We start from the raw sequence: 21,517 nt of genomic DNA on the forward strand, positions 1-21,517 counted from the left end.
ACGCCGCGTGAGTGTCTCTCACGCGGCGTTTGTGTAATAGCAATCGTGTGTTCGCGTGCCCTACGCGTCGAGCAGTTCAACCGACTCGAACTTGTGCCCCTCGAGCATTTCCAGGCTCGCCCCGCCGCCCGTCGAGACGTGGGACATCGAGTCGGCGAGGCCGAACTTCTCGACCGCCGCCGCCGAGTCCCCGCCGCCGACGATCGTCGTCGCGCCGAGTTTCGTCGCCTCCGCCATCGCCTTCGCGACGGTCTTGGTGCCCACGGCAAAGGGGGCCCACTCGAAGACGCCCATCGGCCCGTTCCACACGACCGACTTCGCCGCACGGATCGCCTTGGAGAACGCGGCCTGCGAGTTCGGCCCGATGTCCAGCCCCATGAACCCGTCCTTGATCGTCTCCTGCACCTCGATCGTCCCCGAGAACTGATCGAACTGCGTCGAGCAGACGTGATCCGTCGGCAGCAGGAGTTCGGCCTTGCGCGTCGCGGCGAGTTCGATGATCCGCTTCGCGTCGTTCAGGCGGTCGGTCTCGACGCGGCTCGTGCCCACGTGCTGCCCGAGCGCCTGCAGGAACGTGTACGCCATCGCCCCGCCGACGATCACCGTGTCGGCCTTGGGCAGGAGGTTCTCGATCGCGGGCAACTTGTCCGAGACCTTTGCACCGCCCAGCACCACCACAAACGGGCGCGCCGGGTTCGCGATCGCCGACGAGAGATACTTGATCTCCTTCTCGACGAGGAACCCGCACACGCGGGGCTTTCCCTTCATCGCGTTCGGGACGGCGACCATCGACGCGTCAGGACGGTGGCACGTGCCGAAGGCGTCGTTCACGTACACATCGGCCAGCCCGGCGAGTTTCGCCGCGAACGCCGGATCGCCCTTCTTCTCCCCCTTGTGGAAGCGGAGGTTCTCGAGCAGGACCACCTCGCCGGGCTTCATGCCCTGCACGGCCTGGGCCGCGGCGGCATCGGTGCAGTCGTGCGACGGGAATCCGACGGGCCGCCCCAGGATCTTGCTGAGGTGCGCGGCACAGGGCTTCAGCGAGTGCTCGGGCTCAAAGCCCTTCCCCTCGGGGCGACCTAGGTGCGAGACGAGGATCGCCATCCCGCCGCGCGAGGTGACCGAGTCGATCGTCGGGACGGCCGCCTGGATGCGACGGTCGTCGGTGATCGTGCCGTTCTCCAGCGGGACGTTGAAGTCCACGCGGATGAGGACGCGCTTGTTCTTGACGTCCACGCTGCTGATCGTCTTCTTCGCCATGAGTGGGTCCAAACTGGCGATTAGTCGCCGAGGATGCGGTCGAAGTGGGCCCGGAGCGAGGCTCCGCCGTCGCGGGCGATCTGGTCCTTGAGGGTGCGGAGTTTCGTCGCGACGGAGCCATCGACGAGTTGGTCGCCGATGCGCAACTTCACGCCCCCGATCATCGACGCGTCCACGTAGGGATGCGTCACGACGTCCTTGTGCAGCGCCTTGGAGAGGCGGTCGCGGATCTGTCCGAGGTCATTCGGCGAGAGCGGCTCGGCCGTGAAGACATCGACCTCGACGCGCCCGAACTTCTCCTGCACGATCGCGTCGAACGCCGTCGCGATCGCCGGCAGGTTGGGCAGGCGCCCCTTCTCGTTTAGCACGTGGATGAACCGGAGCACGAGCGGCGAGACGCGACCCTTGAAGATCGAGTCGAGGCTGGGCGAGCGCGTCTTGGCGCCCAGGGCCTGCGACGAGAGAAACTCGGCGAACCGAGGGTTCTCCCGCGCCAGTTCGAGGATCTCCTCGATCTCCGCGAGCGTGGTCTCCACGTTTGAGCGCCCGCCGGCCTTGTCCGCCAGTTCGTACAGGCTCTTCGCGTAGTTCTGGGCGACGGTGTCGGGCTGGGCGGCAGAGAACGGCATGGTCGGGCCTCGGGTTTCTGTTCTACAGCGGTTGGGACTCGCGAAACACACGCCGATCAGCGGCCGGCCGTCTCGAGTTGGCGGATCGACTCCTCCACCAACGACTGCGTGTCGCCCGAGTTGATCGAACGCTTCAGCACCTTGCCCGCGACTGTCGACGCGAGCGACGCCGTCTGCGAGTAGACCTCGGCGATCGCGGCCCGCTTGGCGGCCTCGATGTCACGCATCGCCTTCTCGCGCATCTGCCCGAGTTCGGCGTCGGCCTTGGTCTTCAGTTCCGCCGCGATCACCTGCGCCTGGGCGCGGGCCTTGTCGATCTCCTTCTGCGCCTCGACGCGAGCCTGGGCGAGCGACTGCTGGTACTGCTCCAGAGCCTCCTTCGCCTGCACCTTCGCCTGCTGGGCGGCGTCGATCTCGTCCTTGATCTTCTTCGCCCGCTCATCCAGACCCCTCGCGATCGTCGGCCAGACCTTGACCGCGAGCACCGCAAAGACCACGAGGAAGATCACGACCGCCATGATCCCCGTGATCGTGCCCTCTGGAATCCCGGGCATCGCCTCGAGCGGCTTGTGAGCGGCGTGAGCATCACCGGCGGCGTGCCCAGCCTCGGGCTCAGCCATAGCGAGCATCACGTTCGCGAAGAGTGTCGGAGAAAGCATCATCGGTTCGACTCCGTGAGTGTTGATTCGATCGCGAGAAACCATCGGCGGGCGCGCTTACGCCCGCCGAGGATTGGATTACTTGGCAAGGAAGCCGGCGGCGACGGCGAAGAGGGTCGCACCCTCGATAAGGGCGGCCGCGAGGATCATGTTGATCTGGATCTTGCCGGCGGCCTCGGGCTGACGGGCGATCGACTCGACCGCGCCCTTGCCGATCAGGCCGATGCCCAGACCGCCACCAACCACCGCCATGCCCGCACCAAGCACGGCCAGGCCCTTGCCCGTGCTGGAGGCGGCGGCCGCCTCGCCCGCCTGCGCGAGCACGTCGGTCGACGTCGCAGCAAGAGCGGCGGCTGCGGTGAGGAACATGGCCTTGGAACCTGCGAGAATCTTCATTTCAAATCGTCCTTTCAATCGTCACGGGCGGTTGGATCGCTCCTCGGAACATTCCCCGAAGGAGCAGTGGGGGCCGTTATTCACGCGTGGGCGTGCTCGTGCCCGTGGGCATGGGCGTGCCCGTGGTCGTGCCCATGCTCCGAATGTTCGTGGGAATGGTCGTCGTGGTGGTCCATCAGCGAGATGAAGACGGCCACGAGGAACGTGAAGATGAACGCCTGGAGGAAGGCGACAAAGAGTTCGAGGAAGAAGATCGCCATCGCCGCGAAGAAGGCGATGATCGAGACGCCCCCCTTGATCGGGGCGCCGACGCTCTCGACGTTCCAGATGGAGAAGAAGCCCAGCAGCGTCGCGAGCAGGATGTGCCCCGCCGTCATGTTCGCGAAGAGACGAAGCGCCAGAGCGATCGGCTTGATGAGGATCTGCCCGGCGAACTCGAGCACGAAGATGAGCGGGGCCACGATGAGCGGCGCGCCGCCCGTCAGGTGCTTCAGGTACCCGCCGATCCCAAGGCGGGCGATCGCCGCCACGTTGAAGACGATGCACGCGAGGATCGCCAGCGCGCCCGTGACCCAGATGTTCTGCGTCGCGGTGCCGCCGATCGGCGTGATATGGGCCTCGGCCCAATCCTTGTTGAGCAGGTGGACCACGTCCATGATCGGGAGCAGGCCCAGCAGGTTGTTCACGAGAATAAAGAAGAAGAACGTCCACAGGATCGGCATGTACGTGCTCGTTCGGTCGTGGAGCAGCGGCTTCACAACGTCATCACGCATGTACACACAGATCACCTCGATCATGTGCGCGAATCGACCCTTGGTGACGTAGCGATCCGTCCCCTGGCTCTCGGGTCCCGTCTTCACCTTCGACGCGACATACAGCCCGACGACGATCAGAATGATCCCGCTGAGGACCAGGTTCCCCATGTTCCCTGACCACATCCAGCGCCCGTCGTGCCCGATCCTGAACGGATGGTCATACACGTGCTGCGAGGGGTCCGCGGCCAGCGTGGCGTTCAACAGAATCGATTGGATCGCGTGCGATATCACGAGTGAACGCTCCCGCTCAAGGTTCGAACGCCCGGGACGCTCCGCGATGCCGCGAACGCCCGCCGGGCCTTGTCCATCCGCGACAGCAGATACACCGCCGCGCCCGACTCGATCACCAGAAAGATCACCAGGCCCACGACCAAAGGCAGCCACAGCGTCTCATCACGGATCGGCCGGTCCGCCAACATGGTCAATCCGGCCGCCCCGCCCATGACAATCATCGCCCGCACCATCGACGTCGCGAGCACGATCATGCCCCACGATTCCCCGCTCCCGCGGATCACCACCGGCGCAAACGACACGAGCACCCCGGCCCCAAGCGCAATCAGCATCACCGACCGGGTCGCCGCGCTCGTCGGCTCATCGAGCACCCGAGCCATGAGCACCGCCGCCCCGAGAGCCAGCAACCCCGTGACAAGCACCACGCACGCATACAGCCCGCGAGGCGGACGGGCCGCGTCGGGCAGAGGCCGGGATGGAGCGATCACGTCGGGCATGACTTCAAAGACTGCGGTGTACGGAACTTGGCCGGATTTGGTTGGGCCGGGTTTGGGAGGTCCAAACGTGGGCGAAAGGATAGCCCTCGGCACGCCAAAACGCCACGCCCGTGATCACCGTTTCTCCTCGGAATCACCACTTGCCACCGCCGCCATCGCCCCTGTTCCGCCGCCGCTCTTCCGTGGCTTTCCGATCCTCCCGGATGCTCGCCCGCACGATCCGAACGAACGCCATCACAAACCCCGCGCCCAGCCCGATCATCACGCCCCAGGGCGAGGTCTTCGCCCAGCGATCAACCAGATACCCCACGACCACACCCCCCAGCACCGTCCCGACGAAATCGAACGCCGCGCCCCATGCCTTCGCCGCGTCCGCCCACGATCCCTTGGATTCCCCCGTCGCCATCGGTGCGGGCGTGGGCCTCGTCAGCACCTCGGGAATCTTCAGCCGAGGATCCTCCTCGGGCGTGTCCGCCGGATCGGGCACGCTCGGCCAACGCTCACCCGGCTGATCCCCCGCCAGATCATCCGGCTGCACATCGCGATCCTCGAACCGCTCTCGCTCGCTCATGTCAGCATCCGGAAACCCGCGGCCCGCGCGGTGGTGACCGCCTCCTTCACCTTGCTCACGTCCGTCCCGCCGCCCTGCGCGTTATCGTGCTTCCCGCCGCCCTTCCCGCCCACGACGCTCGCCGTCTCGCGCACCCATTGCCCCGCGGTCAGCCCACGCTTCACGAGCGCGTCGGGCACCGACGCGTGGATCGCGACCTTTGCATCAGGCCCATCGTCCGCGCTGATGAGCATCACCGCGCTCGAGGGACACTTGTCGCGCACGAGTTTCACCGCCGCCTGGATCGCCGCGCGGTCCTCGCCCACGTCGAGCGTCCCGACGATCACCGGCTCGAGCGACGTCGCCGCTATCTCCGCGATCTGCCGAGCCTGGTGGATCGCCTGCTCCCGCTTCGCCTCGGCCACGGCCTTCCCCGCCGACTTCAACCGCTCCTGCAACTCGCCGATCATCGCCCGCGCCCGCGACTTCTCGCTCACGGGCATCACGATCTGATCCAGTTGCGTGAGGAGCGCCGACACCTCGGGCGCCAGGGCTGAGTCGGGTAGGAGCGACGACGCGCTGATCTTCGCCAGCACCAGCTCGCTCGCCTTCATCGCCTCCGCCGCCGCCTCGCCCGTGAGTGCCACAACGCGCCGCACGCCCTTCGCGACGGCCTCTTCCCCGATGATCGCGAACGCGCCGATCTCTTTCGTCGATTCCACGTGCGTCCCGCCGCAGAACTCGATGCTCACCTCGCGCCACGCCGGGTTGTCGGGCGACGCCAGCAGATCATCCACCGGCTGCCCGATGCTCACGACGCGCACGGGGTTGGGATACGTCTCGCCAAAGACCGCGCGCAGCCCGCTCACCTTCCTCGCCGGCTCCAGTTCCGCGAGTTGCGCGTACACCGTGAAATCATGCCGAATCTGATCCCGCACGAGCGACTCAACCCTGGCGAGTTCCTCGGGCGACACGGGAGAGTTGTGCGAGAAATCGAAGCGAAGACGATCCGGCGCGACCAGCGACCCTTTCTGGTGCACGTCCTCGCCCAGCGTCGCGCGAAGGCCCAGGTTCGCCAGGTGCGTCGCCGTGTGGTTCGAGGCGATCGCCCCGCGCCGCTCGCGATCGATGTGCAACGACACCACGTCGCCAACGCCAAGGTCGCCCCGCGACAGGTGACCGATGTGCAGCACGTACCCGCCGAACGTCTGCACGCTCTCGACGATGAACTCCCCGCCCCCGGATCGCTCATGCACGGCCGACTTGGCCATGCTCTCGACGCGCAAACGCCCGGCGTCGTGCTCCTGCCCGCCCTGCGTCGCATAGAAGTTCGTCCGCTCGAGCACGATCCCGATCGGGTGCGACTTCTGCGCAACGGTGGGCCGCGACAACTGGTCGAACGTGTGCCCATTCCAGATCGCGCGGACATGAGCCGTGACGTCGTGCGGCGTGTACTTCAGCGAGTCGTCCGTCGTGTCCACGCCCATGTGCGACAACTTCGCGACTTGCTCCCCCGAGAGTTCCAGTTTCGGCGTGGCCCCCGCGCCCTTCGCCCCGCCCGATCGCGAGAGTTCCTCCGCTTCCTTGCGCTTCGCCTCATACCCTGCCATGTCCACCTTCAGCCCCTGCTCCTCGGCCATCAGCGTCGTGAGGTCGATGGGGAAGCCGTAGGTGTCGTACAACTTGAAGGCGTCTTCGCCCGAGACGGTTTTCTTCGAAGAGTTCGCCGCGACCTCAGAGAAGAGTTTGATCCCGCGATCCAGCGTCCTCCCGAAACTCTCCTCTTCATCGAGGATCACGTCGATCACCTTCTGCGGGTTCCTCTTGAGTTCCGGGAACGCCTCGCCAAAGCGATCGACCACCACCGGCACGAGTTCCGCGAAGAACCCCGTCTTCGCCCCGAGCATCTGCCGCCCATACCGCACGCCGCGTCGCAGGATCCGGCGCAGCACATACCCGCGCCCCACATTGCTCGGGACGGCCCCATCCGTCAGCGCAAACGTCAGCGTCCGGATGTGGTCCGCGATCACACGATACGCCGTGTCCACGCCGCCCTGGTCGTGCGCGCCGAGTTTGCCCATGTACGGGCGTGCCCCGGTCAATCGCTCGATCGCCCCGAAGATCGGCGTGAAGACGTCCGTGTCATAGTTGCTCCGCTTGTTCTGCAGGATGCTGACGAGCCGCTCCAGGCCCATCCCCGTGTCCACGTGTTTCGCGGGGAGCGACTTCAGCGTGCCATCGCTCTCGCGATTGAACTGGATGAAGACGTTGTTCCAGATCTCGATGACGTCCGGATCGCTCGCGTTCACGAGCGACGCCGCGTCGCGCCCGCCGATGCGATCGAAGTGGATCTCTGAGCAAGGCCCGCACGGCCCCGTGTCCCCCATCTCCCAGAAGTTGTCCTTCATGTTCCCGGGAAGGACGTGCGACGCGGGCAGGTGCTTCCGCCATAAATCCCGCGCCTCGATATCCGGCTCAAGCCCCGCCGCCGGGTTCCCCTCGAAGTACGTCGCGTACAGCCGCTCCCTCGGCAGGTGGTACACATCGACGAGCAACTCCATCGCCCAGTCGATCGCTTCCTGCTTGAAGTAATCGCCGAAGGACCAGTTGCCGAGCATCTCGAAGAAGGTGTGGTGATACGTGTCCTTGCCGACGTCGTCGAGGTCGTTGTGCTTGCCGCCGGCGCGGATGCACTTCTGGCTGTTCGCCGCACGCTTGAGGCCCGCGAGCGGGCTCCCGGGTTGGACCTGCCCGAGAAAGATCGGCTTGAACTGGTTCATCCCCGCGTTGGCGAACATCAGCGTCGGGTCGTCGTGCGGGATCGTCGGCGACGACGCCACAAACGTGTGCCCCTTCGATTTCACAAAGAAATCAATAAACGTGCGGCGGGCCTGATCGACAGTGAGGAAGTGCGACATGCGTGGGAAAAGCGTAGGTGACAACCCCGCCACATCGGCGAATCGTCCGCGCGACAGGACCTACCCACCCTCGTGGCACAGGCGTCCCGCCTGTGTCTACTTCCTCGACCGCCTTCCACTCATTCAAACCCAAGCATCGCACCCACCGCCGGCCCGAACTTCACCACAAACCCGGCAAAGACCACCGCCACAATCGACAGCAACTTGATCAGGATGTTCAGTGAAGGCCCCGAGGTGTCCTTGAACGGATCGCCCACCGTGTCGCCGACCACCGTCGCTTTGTGGTCGTCCGAACCCTTGCCATACACCCGCGTCGAGCCTTTCCCCAGCGCCCGCAGTTCCTCCGCCCGCGCGAGCAGCGTCTCGCGCACCTCTATCGGCAACTTCTCGCGCATCGACGCGTCTGTCACCAGGTCGTCCGCCGTGATCTTCCCATAACTCTCGATGAGTTTCTTCGCGTTGTCCCACGCCCCGCCCGCGTTCGCCATGAACACCGCCACCGCGAACCCGCTCGTCAGCGCCCCCGCTAGGAGCCCGATCACCCCCGGCACGTTCAGCACCACGCCCACACCGATCGGGATCACGACCGCGAGGATCGAGGGCAGGATCATCTCCCGCTGAGCACCCGCCGTCGCGATCGACACGCACTCGGCATAGTCCGGATACTCCTTCCCATCGTGCTGGATCCGCTTGGGCCACATCTCCGGGTTCGAGATATCCCCCTCACTCATCCCCTGCCCGCGCAGCGCCTTGCGGATGATCGCGAACTGCCGACGGCACTCGCCCATCATCGCGTACGCCGCCCGCCCGACCGCCGACATCGTGAGCGCACAGAACAGGAACGCCACCATCGCCCCAAGGAAGAGCCCGCCCAGCACGCGAGGGTTGGTGAGCGTCACGTCATAGAACTCCAGCACGTCCTTCACCGTCGCGTTGTTCGTCGAGACCACCGAGAACTTCAGCGTGTGGTCGTGCTCGCCATGCCCGATCGTCGCCCGAAGGTCGTACTTTCGCGCTCGCTTGGGTTCCGGATCGAGTTCATCCCCCGTCGCGTGCAGCCCCGTCACAAAGAAGTGCTGCCCCGGTGTGAGCACATCATCCAGATGCTCCTCGCCCTCCAACTGTCCCATGTCCACCAGCAACGCACCGTCGGCATAGTTGATCTCGTGCCCCTGGTGCATCGGATACACCACGCGGAACCGACCGTGTCCGCCATAGAACGCATACGGCACAATCTCGTTGCTCACGACCGCCTCGCCCTGCTTGATGTCCAGGCACTGGCTGTGCAGTTGCGTCTGCACCACCTGCACGTACGCGGCGAGGAGCGCCATCGCCGTCAGCGCCGCCGACCCGATCGCGAATCCCTTGCCCGTCGCCGCGGTCGTGTTCCCCAGCGAATCGAGCATGTCCGTCCGCTGCCTCACATGCGGCGGCTGCCCGGACATCTCCGCGTTCCCGCCCGCGTTGTCCGCGATCGGCCCATACGCGTCGGTCGCCAGCGTGATGCCCAGCGTCGCGAGCATTCCCACCGCCGCGATCGACACGCCATACAGCCCCAGAAGGAAGTTCTCGTTCCCACCCGCCGCCACGAACGCCACGAGGATCGCCACGACCACCGCGAGCAGTGACGCCCACGTGCTCTTCATGCCTTCAGCGATCCCCGCGATGATCACCGTCGCCGGGCCCGTCATCGCCTGCGTCGCGATTCTCCGCGTCGGTGGATGCTCATAACTCGTGCAATACTCCGTCCACTGCGCGATCACCAGTCCCGACACCAGCCCCGCGACGATCGAGATCCCCAACCGGTACCACGGCACCATCCCTGGAATCGACGCCTCGCCCAGCAGCAGATACGGAATCCCAAACGCCGCGAGTATGATCACCGCCGACGCGACGTACACCCCGCGGTGCAGGCTCTTGAGCAGGTCGCTGAACGACGCGCCCTCCTTCGTCCGCACGACGAAAATGCCAAGAATCGACGCGAGAATCCCCGCTCCCGCCAGCGCGAGGGGGAGTGCCGCCAGCGAGATCCCGTGCTTCACCATCTCGCTCGGCGAGAGGTGGTGCATCGCGAACGTCGCCGCCGTGCCCAAAGCCGCGGCCGCGAGGATCGAGCCGTAGTACGACTCGTAGAGATCCGCCCCCATGCCCGCGACGTCGCCCACGTTGTCGCCCACGTTGTCCGCGATGGTCGCCGGGTTGCGCGGGTCATCTTCGGGAATGCCAGCCTCGACCTTGCCCACAAGATCCGCCCCGACGTCCGCGGCCTTGGTATAGATCCCGCCACCCACTCGTGCAAAGAGCGCCTGCGTCGACGCCCCCATGCCGAACGACAGCATGATCACCGTCATGTCCTGCAGGCCGCTTCGAAGCCCGAGCGTGTCGCCGATCGACAGCAGCACAAAGAACCACACGCTGACATCAAGGAGCGCGAAGCCCACGACGTTGAGCCCCATGACCGCGCCCGATCGGAAGGCGACGGTGAGCCCCTCATTCAGTGACTCCTTCGCCGCCGCCGCCGTCCGCGCCGAGGCCGACGTCGCCATGCGCATGCCGAGCCACCCGCAGATCCCCGAGAAGAGGCCCGCGATCGGAACGCCGATCATCGACAGCCAGTGTTGCAAGCCCAGGAGATATAGAACGCCCAATGCCGCGATCAGCATCACGAACACGATGCCGACGACGCGATACTGCCGGGCGAGGTACGCCATCGCCCCCTGCCGCACCGCCGCCGCGATCCGGATCATCTCGCTGTCGCCCTCGGGCTTTTTCAGGACTGACGCCCCGATCAGCCTCGCCGCGACGAGCGCCACCACCGCGCCCACCGGCGCCAGCCAGTACGCGCTCGGCACCTCGCCGAACTTCCCCAGCGTCGGTGTGATCGCGAGCGTGAACTCGCCCGAGGCGAACATGGTCATCAACGGCGTCGGCATGTCGAACATGGAGCGACTCCTCAAAAAATTACGGCAACGTATCGGCGACTCGCGAACGCCCGGCGCTCGCTTGGAAACTACATGAAGGCCCATCGTACGTCCCGCTCACGCGAGATTCGACACGCATCTTCTCCTACAAACGAAAACGCCCCGCCGAATCTCGACGGGGCGCGTGAGTGCTGAGAGAATCGAGATGCCGACTTACTTCTCTGCGCCGATCCGCATCCCGTAGAACGAACGCCACACGAAGAATGCCGAGACCAGGAAGAAGACCCCGGCCAGAACGTGCGTCAGGTGCGATCCATCCTTCGACAGGCTGATCGCCAACTCGACCGCGAGCAGGCCGAAGAGCGTCGAGAACTTGATGACCGGGTTCATCGCGACCGACGAGGTGTCCTTGAAGGGGTCGCCGACCGTGTCGCCCACGACCGTCGCCGCGTGGAGTTCGCTCCCTTTGCCCTTCCCGGCCTTCTTCAGCCCAGGGTCGGTCTCGACGATCTTCTTCGCGTTGTCCCACGCGCCGCCGGCGTTGGCCATGAAGATCGCCTGGAAGAGCCCGAATAGAGCCGTCGAAACCAGGAAGCCAATGAAGAAGAACGAGTCATAGAACGCGAACGCGAGCGTCGCGAAGAAGACGCCCAAGAAGATGTTGAACATGCCCGCCTGCGCGTACCGCGTGCAGATGTCCACGACGCGCTTGCTGTCCTCGACGCTCGCCTTCGTGGTGCCCTCGAGTTTGATGTTCGCCTTGATGAACTCCACCGCGCGATACGCGCCGGTCGAGACCGCCTGCGTCGAGGCCCCCGTGAACCAGTAGATGATGCAGCCGCCCGCCAGGAGACCCAGCAGGAACGGCGGGTGCATCAGGCCCAACTTGTCCATGTCCTGCGTCAAACCGTGCGTCAAGCCGACGATCAGCGCGAAGATCATCGTCGTCGCGCCCACGACCGCCGTCCCGATGAGCACGGGCTTCGCCGTCGCCTTGAACGTGTTGCCCGCGCCGTCGTTCTCCTCGAGGAAGGCCTTGGCCTCCTCGAACTTGGGCTCGAAGCCAAACTGCTGCTGGACCTCGTTGCGGATATCCGGGATCGTCTCGATGGTCGACAACTCAAAGACACTCTGCGCGTTGTCGGTCACCGGGCCATAACTGTCCACCGCGATCGTCACCGGGCCCATGCCCAGGAACCCGAACGCGACCAGCCCGAACGCAAAGACCGCCGGCGCCACCATGATCCCGCCCAGGCCCATCTGCGCGATGTAGTACGCCACGCCCATAAGGACCATGATCGCGATGCCCAGCCAGTACGACGAGAAGTTGCCCGCGACAAACCCCGAAAGGATGTTCAGGCTCGGCCCGCCCTGCTCCGATGACGTCACAACCTCACGCACGTGCTTGCTCTCGGTCGAGGTGAAGACCTTGACCAGTTCGGGGATGATCGCCCCCGCCAGCGTGCCACAGGTGATGATCGTCGACAACTGCCACCACAGTTCCTTGTTCCCGTAGATGTCCGGGATGAGGAGGTACGACGCGATGTACGTCGCGACGATCGAGATCCCCGAGGTCAGGAAGACCAGGACCGTCAGCGGCTTCTCGAAGTTCATGTGGCTCGCGTTCCCGTACTTCGCCTTCGCGAGCGCCTGATTCACAAAGTACGCTCCCGCCGACGCGATCACCATGATGATGCGCATCGCGAAGATCCACACGAGCAGTTGCACCTGCACCGTGCTCGCCGCCGCCGTCGCCGCCGCGGTGTCCGTCGCCCCGTTCAGGAACTTCGGCATGATCGCGAGCATGATGAACGAGATCAGCGCGACGCCCGTCACGCCATACGTCTCAAAGCCGTCCGCCGAGGGGCCGACCGAGTCGCCCGCGTTGTCACCGACACAATCGGCGATCACGCCCGGGTTCCGCGCGTCGTCCTCCTTGATCTTGAAGACGATCTTCATGAGGTCCGAGCCGATGTCGGCGATCTTCGTGAAGATGCCGCCCGCGATACGCAGCGCCGCCGCCCCCAACGACTCGCCGATCGCGAACCCGATGAAGCACTTCCCCGCCACCGCGTTCGGGAGGAACAGCAGAATCACCAGCATGATGAGCAGCTCGACCGAGATCAGCGCCATGCCGATCGACATGCCCGCCTTCAGCGGCACGTCATAGCAGGGCCACGGCTTCCCGCGGAGCGCCCCGAACGCCGCCCGGCTATTCGCGAACGTGTTCACGCGAATCCCGAACCACGCCACGCCGTAACTCCCGGCGATGCCGATCAGCGAGAAGATCGTGATCATCACCATGTCGCCCCACGCCACGTGACGCAGGAACTTGAAGTACACCAGCATCGCCGCAGCGACGAACGCCCACAGGATCAGCAGGAACTTCCCCTGACGCAGCAGGTACGCCTTGCACGTCTCATAGATCAGTTCCGAGATGTCCAGCATCGACCGATGCACAGGCATCCCGCGGAGTTTCATGAAGATCCACATGCCGAAGACCAGCCCCAGCCCGCAGACCACAAGCCCGACCATCAGCAACTGGTGCCCCGAGTACCCGCCCAGGAACTCCGCCTTCACGGTCGTGTTCGTGAAGTCGGGCATCACGATGTCCAGTTCGCCGCCGCCCGCGTGGGCCTCCTCGGCCGCGACCGCGCTCGGCGCAGCCACGAACATCGCCACAATCAATGGCAACGCCAGAACCAGACCTCGCGTCAATCCTTTGACCAGCCGGTTGAAACCAAACGCCATGGGGTGATCTCCAAGTTCTGTCCGTCAAGTCCTGCCCGTGTCTCGGGCGTGATCGGCAAACCCTCGCCGGGCCGCCGTCGATTCGTTCTCTTGATGCCACAATGGCAACCACAGCCAGCGCCAACCCGCGACGCCATCCATGGGGGAGGGGGGGCAAGCCTGTCGGGCGACTCCGCCCGGCCCTCGCCTGTCCAACTCAAACACAGTGGGGCGCGTCCCGCGCTCCCGCACACGGCAGGCCAGTTCTCTCCAAAAGGCCCACCAATCAGAAAAAACCGATGTGACCATCAAGTCACATCGGAATCACGCCTTACTTGATCGGATCGCCTTTCAAACGGCGATTCAGGCTCTTGCGGTCCGCACGCCGACGACGCTCCGAGGGCTTCTCGAAGAACTCGCGACGCTTGATGTCCTTGGTGAGACCCTCGCGGTCGCACAACTTCTTGAACCGCCGCATCATCCCCTCGACGGACTCCCCGCTGCGCGCCTTCACCCGAATCGCCATGAATACCTCTCGATCGTCTCTGGTGTCGTCGGCCCAAACCATGGACCAACCCCTCATCCCAGGGCCATGGCCCCAATGTGAGGGCAGTAGTAAAGGGCACTCCCCACCAAGGATCAAGCATCACGCCCCGACCTGACGTACCATCCGGTGCAAACACCGGAGTCCCCACCATGCACGGATGCAAGGCCCTCGTTCTCACGTCCATCACCATCGCGACATTGACTGCGCTCGGAGCATGCGCCCCCCAACCCCAATACCAGGGCAACTCCGGCCTGATTGCTACGTACAAAACCAGAACGCTCGTCGCCGACCTCCCGGCAAGCGCCAGCGTCCCTGCCGTCATCGCCGCCGCACAAGATAACTTTATCGGACGCGGATACTCCATTCCAACGTCATCCACAACCGACGATGTTGGGATGGTGGTCGGTATCCCACCCCGAACCAGCGATTTCCCCCGCGTCGTCGTCCGGGCCACCGCCCAAGGCGACCATACCCACGTCGAGATCATCAACGAGCCGCTCCCCGACCAGTCGCTCGCCCGCTCGGTGCTCGATGGCATCCTCGAGCAACTCGGCCTGTAGTTCCATGACTCCTGCTCAATCGGGCCCACGATCTCACCGATAACCCGAATAGGCGATGAATCGCCATCGGGACCATGGATCAGAACGCCCAGAATCCTCCCACACCTCTCGCCGACCTCGCGCGGGCGTGGTTGCTCGCGCTCCTGCGGTGCGCGCAGTCGATGCGCCTCTACGACAAAGACCACGCGGCCACACGCCGTGCCGTGGACGATGTCATGGCGACGCTCGACGTGATGCGCGCGCACCAGGAACTCACCATCCGCTGCGTGGACTCGGCCTTCAAAGTCGCGTCGGCAACCAGCGCGGAACAGGCGATCAACGAATCCAAACTCGCCGATCTTGCTGCCAGGCTTGGCGCGGCCAACATCACCGCGGTTCGTGTCAAGACCGACCTCACCCCGGGCGAAATCCCCGTGCTTGCGGAGGTGCTCGACCGACTCTCGACCGGGAAACTCTCGATCGCCGACGCGCGCACACGCCTGGCCGACGCGTCGGGCGCCAAAGTCCAGATCGTTGCGGTGCGCGATGGCGATGTGGCGCTGCGCGAGTGGGATGGCACGGTCGACCAGGCCGACGACTGGAGCCGGGTGCTCGAGCGATTGGCCTCGGGCGTGGCCGACACCGCCGAGATGGCACGCCGTGTGGAAGCCGGTATCGGTGCGGCGTGGTCGTCGGGATCCTCGGCCGGGTCGCCGCTGGTCTCGGCGGCCGAGGCGCTCCGAGCGGTTCCCGAGGAGCAACGCGCCGTAGTGATGACACAGTTCGGCGCGCTCGTCGGTGAACTCGACCCCGCCGTGCGAAAGAAGATGTTGTGGATGGCCGGCAAGGACGCGAGCCACACGCGAGCCGTCGCGGACCTCGCCGAAGTCCTCCCGGCCTCCGACGTTCTCGACGCGATCAGCAGCGGCGGGCTCCCCCAGGGCGGCACCGCACGCCACTCCCTCCGCGTGCTCTCGAAACTCGTCCAGACCGAAGGGGCGGCCACGCAGACGGGCGCCCGCCTCCACAACGTGCTCAGCGAGTGGTCCAACCAGGCCGAGAGCATCTCGGGAACCGATGAGCAACTCCGAGCCGCGGTGGCCGTCCTCCTCAAGGCATCGGAAGGCTCGCCCTTCAATCCCGATGACTATGAGGTCACGCTCAACCAGATCGCGTCGACAGGCTCTGGTGAAGAGTCCACGCTTCGGGCGATCGTTTGGGACGATCTCGGGGAGCACGTGCTCTCGATCGCGCGATTCCTCGCCACGACGGAGATGGATGTCGAGAGCATCGGCGCGCTCGCCGTCCGAGTCGCGCCGCGCGCCGATCGGCTCCTTGCCGAAGGACGCTTCGATCTCCTGCTCGAGGCCATGGCCATGCCACGGAGCGGCGAGACCACGGACGAGTTCAATCGATCCCGCGAGATGCTCCGGGCTGCGGTTGCGTCGCGTGTCGATTCGCTGATGCAACTCGTGTCGCACGAGGGGCTGACGCGGGAGCCCGCGCTCGAACTGCTCTCACGCATCGAGCCCCGGATCGTGCTCGCCCACGCCGTTGCAAGCGACGCGAAGATCCAGGTTGTCATCATTTCGGCCCTGCGCGACGCGGGCACGGACTGGATGCGGCTGGGAGAGGCGGTCGCGAAAGAATCGCCCACGGTCGCGCTCCTGGCCTCGCGAAGTGGAGCCTTCCACGACGACGAGGTGCTCTCGCTTGTCAGCGGCGTCGTGCCACACATACCGGCCAACGTCCGGCGCGACCTGCTCCTCGAACTCGACATCGCGCATGACCACTGGCCCCTTGCGCTCATCGGCTGGGGCATCCGGACCGACGACGAGGTCCTCCAGTCGCGGATGATCGATCGGATCCGTGAGACGCATTCCGATCGTGCGGTCCCCATTCTCGAGCAGTATCTCCGCGAGGACTTTGGTGTTGAGGTCTCGGGCACAAACTTCGAACTCGCCGCGAAAACACTCGCGGAATACGGCGAGGCCGGCGCGGTCGCGCTCGAGTCCATCGCCGATCAGGTCCGTTCGCGATTCGGCCTGTGGTTCTACACGCGCGTGTTGCGCCTTCGAAAACTCGCGCGCCAGGCGCGGGCCGCGGGAAGGAAGGCCGCATGATCGATCGCGCCGATGCCGCCCTGAGCGCCCTCCAGGCCGTCGCCGAGTCGCGCCTGCTCTATGGCTCCGACCACAAGGTCTATGGCGAACGCCTCGAGAGCGCTCGGGTCGCCCTCGAGACCTGGCTCGCCGAGGGAGCCGCGACGGCGCTCCTCTTCTCCGATCGCGTCGTGGTGGGGGAGGCGTCGATCCCCTCGGGCACTCGGATTCTTGCGGGAGTCCTTGGTCGACTACAGCGACTCGGCGTCGCCGCGGTGACGTTCCTGCCCGGCGTCACCCAGGCCGAGATCGAGTCCCTGATCGTCAGTGTCGAGACGGCCACCGACTCCTTCTTCCGCGGCTCGGCCCACGTCCACCTGCGCTCCATCGCCGCGGGAGTGCCAGCCAACGAGCCCGGTCAACGCACCAATCTCACCTCACCGCGAGGAACTTCCACACTCGCCAACGACAACGCATCTGGCCCCATCGGCACGATCGATGAATCCACACGAGGCGCCTTCGTCCCCGAGAACGTTGCCAGCACCCTCCAGAACGTCATCGTCCCCCTCGCGCAGAGCGGCGAGCTCGACGCCGGCGGCGTCACCAACCTTGCCGCGAGCCTCGCGGGCGAGATCGCCAACAGCCGGACGACGATGATCTCCCTCGCCGCGGTCCGCAACCACGACGAGTACACGTTTGTCCACACGATCAACGTCTCGATGATGTCCGCGGGGCTCGCCGAGGCGATCGGACTGCGACCGGACCATGTCCACGACATCACCTGCGCGGCGCTTCTCCACGACGTGGGGAAGCAGCGCGTGCCGACCGAGATCCTCAACAAGGCCGGGAAACTCAACGACGAGGAACTCGCGATCATCCGACGCCACCCCATCGACGGGGCCAAGATTCTTCTCGGGCGAAAGGACGTCCCCGACGTCGCCGTCGCCGTGGCGCTCGAGCACCACATGCACCGGACGGGGGGTGGGTATCCGAGTATGCCCGAGGGCTGGACGATGCACGTCTCCAGCCAGATCGTCCAGGTCGCCGACGTCTTCGACGCGCTGCGGACGCACCGCCCGTATCGTGCCGCGCTGCCCTTGCATGAGTTCAAGGAACTCATGCTGAAGGACTCGCCCCGGATCTTCGATCCCGAGCTGCTCAGCGTCTTCTTTGAGCGTGTCGCCTCGCGAACCTCACGCGAAGCGGCCTGAAGGCGAGCACACGAACACGGATCAATCAAAGACGCCCACTCAATCGCGTGGCATGGGCGTCTTGCCTGTGTCTGCATCTCTTCCACGCACCTAGTCCCTATTCCCAAATGGCACCACGCGGAGCGTGGTGGTACCCGGAACAGAAAACGCCGCCCGCATCAAACGGACGGCGTTCAACGTTGATTCAGTTGTGATCGCGTCTTAAAAAGGCCGCTCGCCCATCGGCGTGTACCGAACACCGTGCGGCCCGACGTACTCGGCCTTCGGACGATACAGGCGATTGTCGCTCAACTGCTCGATCACGTGTCCCGCCCAGCCCGCGATGCGAGAGAGGGCGAACATCGGCGTGAAGAGATCCAACTGCAGCCCGATGCAGTGATACGTCGTCGCGGAGTAGAAATCGACGTTGGGGTAGATCCCCTTCGCCGCCTTCTCGCGGAGCATCACCTGCTCGATCGCCTGGCTCTTCTCGTACAGGCTCTGGTTGCCCGTGTCCGTCGCCAACTGCTTGGCGAGCGTCTTGAGATAGGTCGCGCGCGGGTCGTACGCCTTGTACACGCGGTGCCCGAACCCGGCGATCTTCGCCTTGTTCGCGAGTTTGTCCTGGATGATCCCCTCGACCGACTCGACGCTGGGGATCTGGTTCAGCATGCGCATCACGTCCTCGTTCGCCCCGCCGTGGAGCGGCCCACGCAGGGAGCCGATCGCCGCCGTGATCGCCGAGTACATGTCGCTCTGCGTGCTGCTGACCACGCGAGCCGCGAACGTCGAGTTGTTGAGCCCGTGGTCGGCGTGCAGGATCATGCACGCGTCGAACGCGCGGACCATCGTCGGCGTCGGCTCGGTGCCGTTGAGCATGTACAGGAAGTTCGCCGCGAAGGAGAGATCCTTCCGGGGCTGTACTATGGGTAGCCCGCGGCGAATGCGGTCGTACGCCGCCACGATCGTCGGCGTCTGGGCCAGGATGTTCAGGGCCTTGTTCCGCAGGGCGGGAATGTCGATGGAGTTCGGCTCGGCATCGTGCAGCGCGAGCGACGAGACCATCGTCCGCAGCATGTGCATCGGCTGGGCCGTCTTGGGAATCGTCTGGAGGCGGGCCTCCATCCCGTTGGGGAGGTCATACCGCGAGCGGAGATCGCTCGAGAACGCGTCGAGTTCGCTCTTATTGGGCAGGCGGCAGTTCCATAGAAGGAACGTCGTCTCCTCAAACGTCGAGTTCCGTGCCAGGTCGTCGATCGCGATCCCGACGTACTCCAGCACGCCCTTCTCGCCGTCGATGAACGACATCTTCGTTTCCGCGGCGACGACGCCTTCCAGTCCCTTCGAGTAGTTCCCCATCGTCTTCTGCTCCGCCATGGTGGTTCCTTTGCTCTCGCGTGTGCAATTCCGCCCCCAGCGCCCTTGGATCCCGCTCGGTGGTTCCCCGAGAGGGCGAATGGTCGTGTCTCGGTCGCGGCCGAGGTGAGACGGAGAGGGCGACCTACACAGGCCCGCCATCCCGCTCGATTCCAGCATCGGCACGCCCAAGGTGGCGCGTTGGTCCCGAGAAACCCATCTACCCGAGGGTGTACCGACTATAGGAAGGTGGTGGGGTGCGGCGGGCGCGGAGGGCATCACTCAGGCCCGAGAACCGTGATCGGGCCCGTGCCCATAGCATCGTCGGTGATCATTCCGATCGGGACAGATCGACCTCTCAAGCGGCGGACCTTCGTCACGTACGCCCTCATCGCCGCCAACATCGCCGTCTTCGCGGTCGAGTTGACCCAGCGCCACGCGAACTCGGGGAGCCTGAACGAGGTCAACTGGATGCTCGAGCAGTTCGACCTGGGGCGTGAGACCCGCAGGGACTTCTGGCGATTCATCACCTACCAGTTCCTCCACGATCCCTACGGCTGGATGCACATCGTCGGGAACATGCTCTTCCTCTTCGTCTTCGGGCCGAATCTCGAGGACCGCCTCGGTCGCCTGGGGTTCCTTGCGTTCTACCTTGTCGGTGGGATTCTTGCCGGGCTCGCCCATATTGCCGTCTCGCCTCATCCCGTGCTCGGAGCGTCGGGAGCCATTGCCGCCGTGACCGGGGCGTATCTTGTCCTCTTTCCAAAGACCTCGATCAAGATTCTGATCTTCTTTTTTCTGATCGGGATCTACGAGGTCCCCGCGTGGGCCGCGGTGGTCTTCGCGATCGGCCGCGACATCCTCACCGCGACCTCCGTCGATCCCGACGTCTCGTGGCAGGCCCACCTCGGCGGCTACGCCTTCGGCATCGTCGTCACCCTGCTCCTCACCGTCACCAAAATCCTCCCGCGCGAACGCTGGGACCTCATCGGGCATCTCGGCCACGCCGCACGCCGGCGCGAGATCCGCGACGCCGCCCGCACCTACGAGAACCGCCAGAACCACGTCAAGGCAAAGGAAACCCCAGAAGACCCGCGCGTCGAACTACTCGCGGCACGAAGGGCCGAGGTCTCCACCTTCCTCTCCAGCAACGACGTGTCCGCGGCTACCGACGCCTACGCCAGACTCCTCGTCGAGTTTCCAGACGCCTCACGCAACGCCACCCTCACACGCCAGAACCAGATCCTGATCGCCAACGAGTTCTTCCGTGCGGGGCGATATGCCGAGGCGCTCCGCACATACGAACTCTTCGCGAGCGCCTACGCGAGAGACCCGCAAACGCCGCACGTCCGCCTTGTCGCGGCTCTTATCCGCGTGCGATACCTCTCTCACGAAACCGACGCCGCTCGGCTCGCGGCCCACTCGGCCGCGCGCGAAGATTTGCGCGCCGCCGCATCCAGACTCGACGCCGACGACGCCGAACTTGCCCGTCAACTCGAAGCCGAACTCCTCCCCATCCCGGAATCCAAGCCATGAGCAGCAGGCCGCGCGTTCGTGTGAAAATCTGTGGCGTCCGCGACGCGGACGAGGCCTGGGCCGCCGTCGATGCCGGCGCCGACGCCATCGGGTTCCACTTTGTCGAAGGCCGGCCAACCTCGATCGATCCCGTCGAGGCCTACGAGATCATGGCCGATCTCCCGCCCTTCGTCTCCAGCGTCGGCGTCGTCGAGAACTGCGCCATCGACGACTTCTCCGACATCGAGGAAGACTGCCCCACGGCCCTCTCCCAACTCGACGGCGTCGAGAACCCCAAACTCGTCATGCAGTGCGGCCCGGGCGTCATCAAACGCGTCCGCTGGTCCGAACAACCCGCCATCGGTGAATCCGAGGACGCCGACCCGATCTCCACCTGGGACGAACTCGACGAGGTCGACGCGATTCTCGTGGTGCCCGAATCAGAATGGACCAACGCCGCGATCGATCGCCTCGCACAGCGCGTGCAGTCGTGCGCCAAACCGGTCCTGCTCGGCGGCTGGACCGCGTACTCGTTCAAGCCAAAGTATGTTCGGGACGCCATCGCCCGCGTTCAGCCCTTCGCCGTCGATCTCGTCCTGGGTGAAGATGACCCCGACGCCACGATCGAGCGATTCATCGAGGCCGTGCGCTAACTCCATCGC

The 21,517-nt window shown here is 65.2% G+C and carries 17 protein-coding genes; 5 read left to right on the top strand and 12 right to left on the bottom strand.

Annotated features, from left to right (window positions below; genetic code table 11):
- Positions 1–60: 60 nt before the first annotated feature.
- From IPK69_13020 to rpsU, 11 genes are all read right to left on the bottom strand, one after another.
- On the bottom strand, positions 61–1,260 hold the full coding sequence (locus tag IPK69_13020; GenBank protein QQS08881.1) for a phosphoglycerate kinase: 1,200 nt from the start codon (positions 1,258–1,260) through the stop codon (positions 61–63).
- Positions 1,261–1,280: 20 nt separating this feature from the next.
- Positions 1,281–1,889, bottom strand: a complete 609-nt coding sequence (gene atpH / locus IPK69_13025) for an ATP synthase F1 subunit delta (protein QQS08882.1) — start codon at positions 1,887–1,889, stop codon at positions 1,281–1,283.
- A 56-nt stretch (positions 1,890–1,945) separates the two neighbouring features.
- Positions 1,946–2,551: a F0F1 ATP synthase subunit B gene (atpF, locus tag IPK69_13030; GenBank protein QQS08883.1), complete on the bottom strand. Its 606-nt coding sequence runs from the start codon at positions 2,549–2,551 to the stop codon at positions 1,946–1,948.
- A 75-nt stretch (positions 2,552–2,626) separates the two neighbouring features.
- Positions 2,627–2,917 carry an ATP synthase F0 subunit C gene (locus IPK69_13035; protein ID QQS10487.1) on the bottom strand — a complete coding sequence of 97 codons (291 nt, stop codon included), beginning with the start codon at positions 2,915–2,917 and terminating at the stop codon, positions 2,627–2,629.
- Between the two features lie 107 nt (positions 2,918–3,024).
- Entirely contained in the window at positions 3,025–3,990 is a 966-nt protein-coding gene (atpB, locus tag IPK69_13040) for a F0F1 ATP synthase subunit A (GenBank protein ID QQS08884.1), read from the bottom strand.
- The gene (locus IPK69_13045; GenBank protein QQS08885.1) at positions 3,987–4,487 is read right to left on the bottom strand and encodes a hypothetical protein; all 501 of its coding nucleotides are present in this window, start codon (positions 4,485–4,487) and stop codon (positions 3,987–3,989) included. The genes atpB and IPK69_13045 overlap by 4 nt, the downstream gene beginning before the upstream one ends.
- 133 nt (positions 4,488–4,620) lie before the next feature.
- Entirely contained in the window at positions 4,621–5,058 is a 438-nt protein-coding gene (locus tag IPK69_13050; protein ID QQS08886.1) for an AtpZ/AtpI family protein, read from the bottom strand.
- The gene (gene alaS, locus IPK69_13055) at positions 5,055–7,955 is read right to left on the bottom strand and encodes an alanine--tRNA ligase (protein ID QQS08887.1); all 2,901 of its coding nucleotides are present in this window, start codon (positions 7,953–7,955) and stop codon (positions 5,055–5,057) included. The genes IPK69_13050 and alaS overlap by 4 nt, the downstream gene beginning before the upstream one ends.
- Positions 7,956–8,074: 119 nt before the next feature.
- Positions 8,075–10,897 carry a sodium-translocating pyrophosphatase gene (locus IPK69_13060; GenBank protein ID QQS08888.1) on the bottom strand — a complete coding sequence of 941 codons (2,823 nt, stop codon included), beginning with the start codon at positions 10,895–10,897 and terminating at the stop codon, positions 8,075–8,077.
- A 192-nt stretch (positions 10,898–11,089) separates the two neighbouring features.
- Positions 11,090–13,627 carry a sodium-translocating pyrophosphatase gene (locus IPK69_13065; GenBank protein ID QQS08889.1) on the bottom strand — a complete coding sequence of 846 codons (2,538 nt, stop codon included), beginning with the start codon at positions 13,625–13,627 and terminating at the stop codon, positions 11,090–11,092.
- Positions 13,628–13,937: 310 nt separating this feature from the next.
- Positions 13,938–14,132, bottom strand: coding sequence for a 30S ribosomal protein S21 (gene rpsU, locus IPK69_13070; GenBank protein ID QQS08890.1), 195 nt, complete (start codon positions 14,130–14,132; stop codon positions 13,938–13,940).
- 170 nt (positions 14,133–14,302) lie between these two features.
- Here rpsU and IPK69_13075 point away from each other — a divergent pair, with 170 nt between their 5' ends.
- The 3 genes from IPK69_13075 to IPK69_13085 all read left to right on the top strand — a co-directional run bounded on the left by IPK69_13075 (position 14,303) and on the right by IPK69_13085 (position 18,005).
- The gene (locus tag IPK69_13075; GenBank protein ID QQS08891.1) at positions 14,303–14,713 is read left to right on the top strand and encodes a hypothetical protein; all 411 of its coding nucleotides are present in this window, start codon (positions 14,303–14,305) and stop codon (positions 14,711–14,713) included.
- A 74-nt stretch (positions 14,714–14,787) separates the two neighbouring features.
- Positions 14,788–16,815 carry a hypothetical protein gene (locus IPK69_13080; GenBank protein ID QQS08892.1) on the top strand — a complete coding sequence of 676 codons (2,028 nt, stop codon included), beginning with the start codon at positions 14,788–14,790 and terminating at the stop codon, positions 16,813–16,815.
- Positions 16,812–18,005 carry an HD domain-containing protein gene (locus IPK69_13085; protein QQS08893.1) on the top strand — a complete coding sequence of 398 codons (1,194 nt, stop codon included), beginning with the start codon at positions 16,812–16,814 and terminating at the stop codon, positions 18,003–18,005. Before IPK69_13080 ends, IPK69_13085 begins: the two co-directional genes overlap by 4 nt.
- A 201-nt stretch (positions 18,006–18,206) precedes the next feature.
- Here the strand turns inward: IPK69_13085 and IPK69_13090 are convergent, their stop codons facing one another.
- A complete protein-coding gene (locus IPK69_13090) occupies positions 18,207–19,343 on the bottom strand; it encodes a citrate synthase (protein ID QQS10488.1) in 1,137 nt (378 codons plus the stop codon).
- Positions 19,344–19,667: 324 nt separating this feature from the next.
- Here IPK69_13090 and IPK69_13095 point away from each other — a divergent pair, with 324 nt between their 5' ends.
- Together IPK69_13095 and IPK69_13100 are read left to right on the top strand one after the other, a co-directional pair.
- On the top strand, positions 19,668–20,876 hold the full coding sequence (locus IPK69_13095; protein ID QQS08894.1) for a rhomboid family intramembrane serine protease: 1,209 nt from the start codon (positions 19,668–19,670) through the stop codon (positions 20,874–20,876).
- On the top strand, positions 20,873–21,508 hold the full coding sequence (locus IPK69_13100; GenBank protein ID QQS08895.1) for a hypothetical protein: 636 nt from the start codon (positions 20,873–20,875) through the stop codon (positions 21,506–21,508). The genes IPK69_13095 and IPK69_13100 overlap by 4 nt, the downstream gene beginning before the upstream one ends.
- The last annotated feature ends 9 nt before the right edge of the window (positions 21,509–21,517 follow it).

It is taken from the genome of Phycisphaerales bacterium (assembly GCA_016699835.1).
Taxonomy (GTDB): Bacteria; Planctomycetota; Phycisphaerae; order Phycisphaerales; family UBA1924.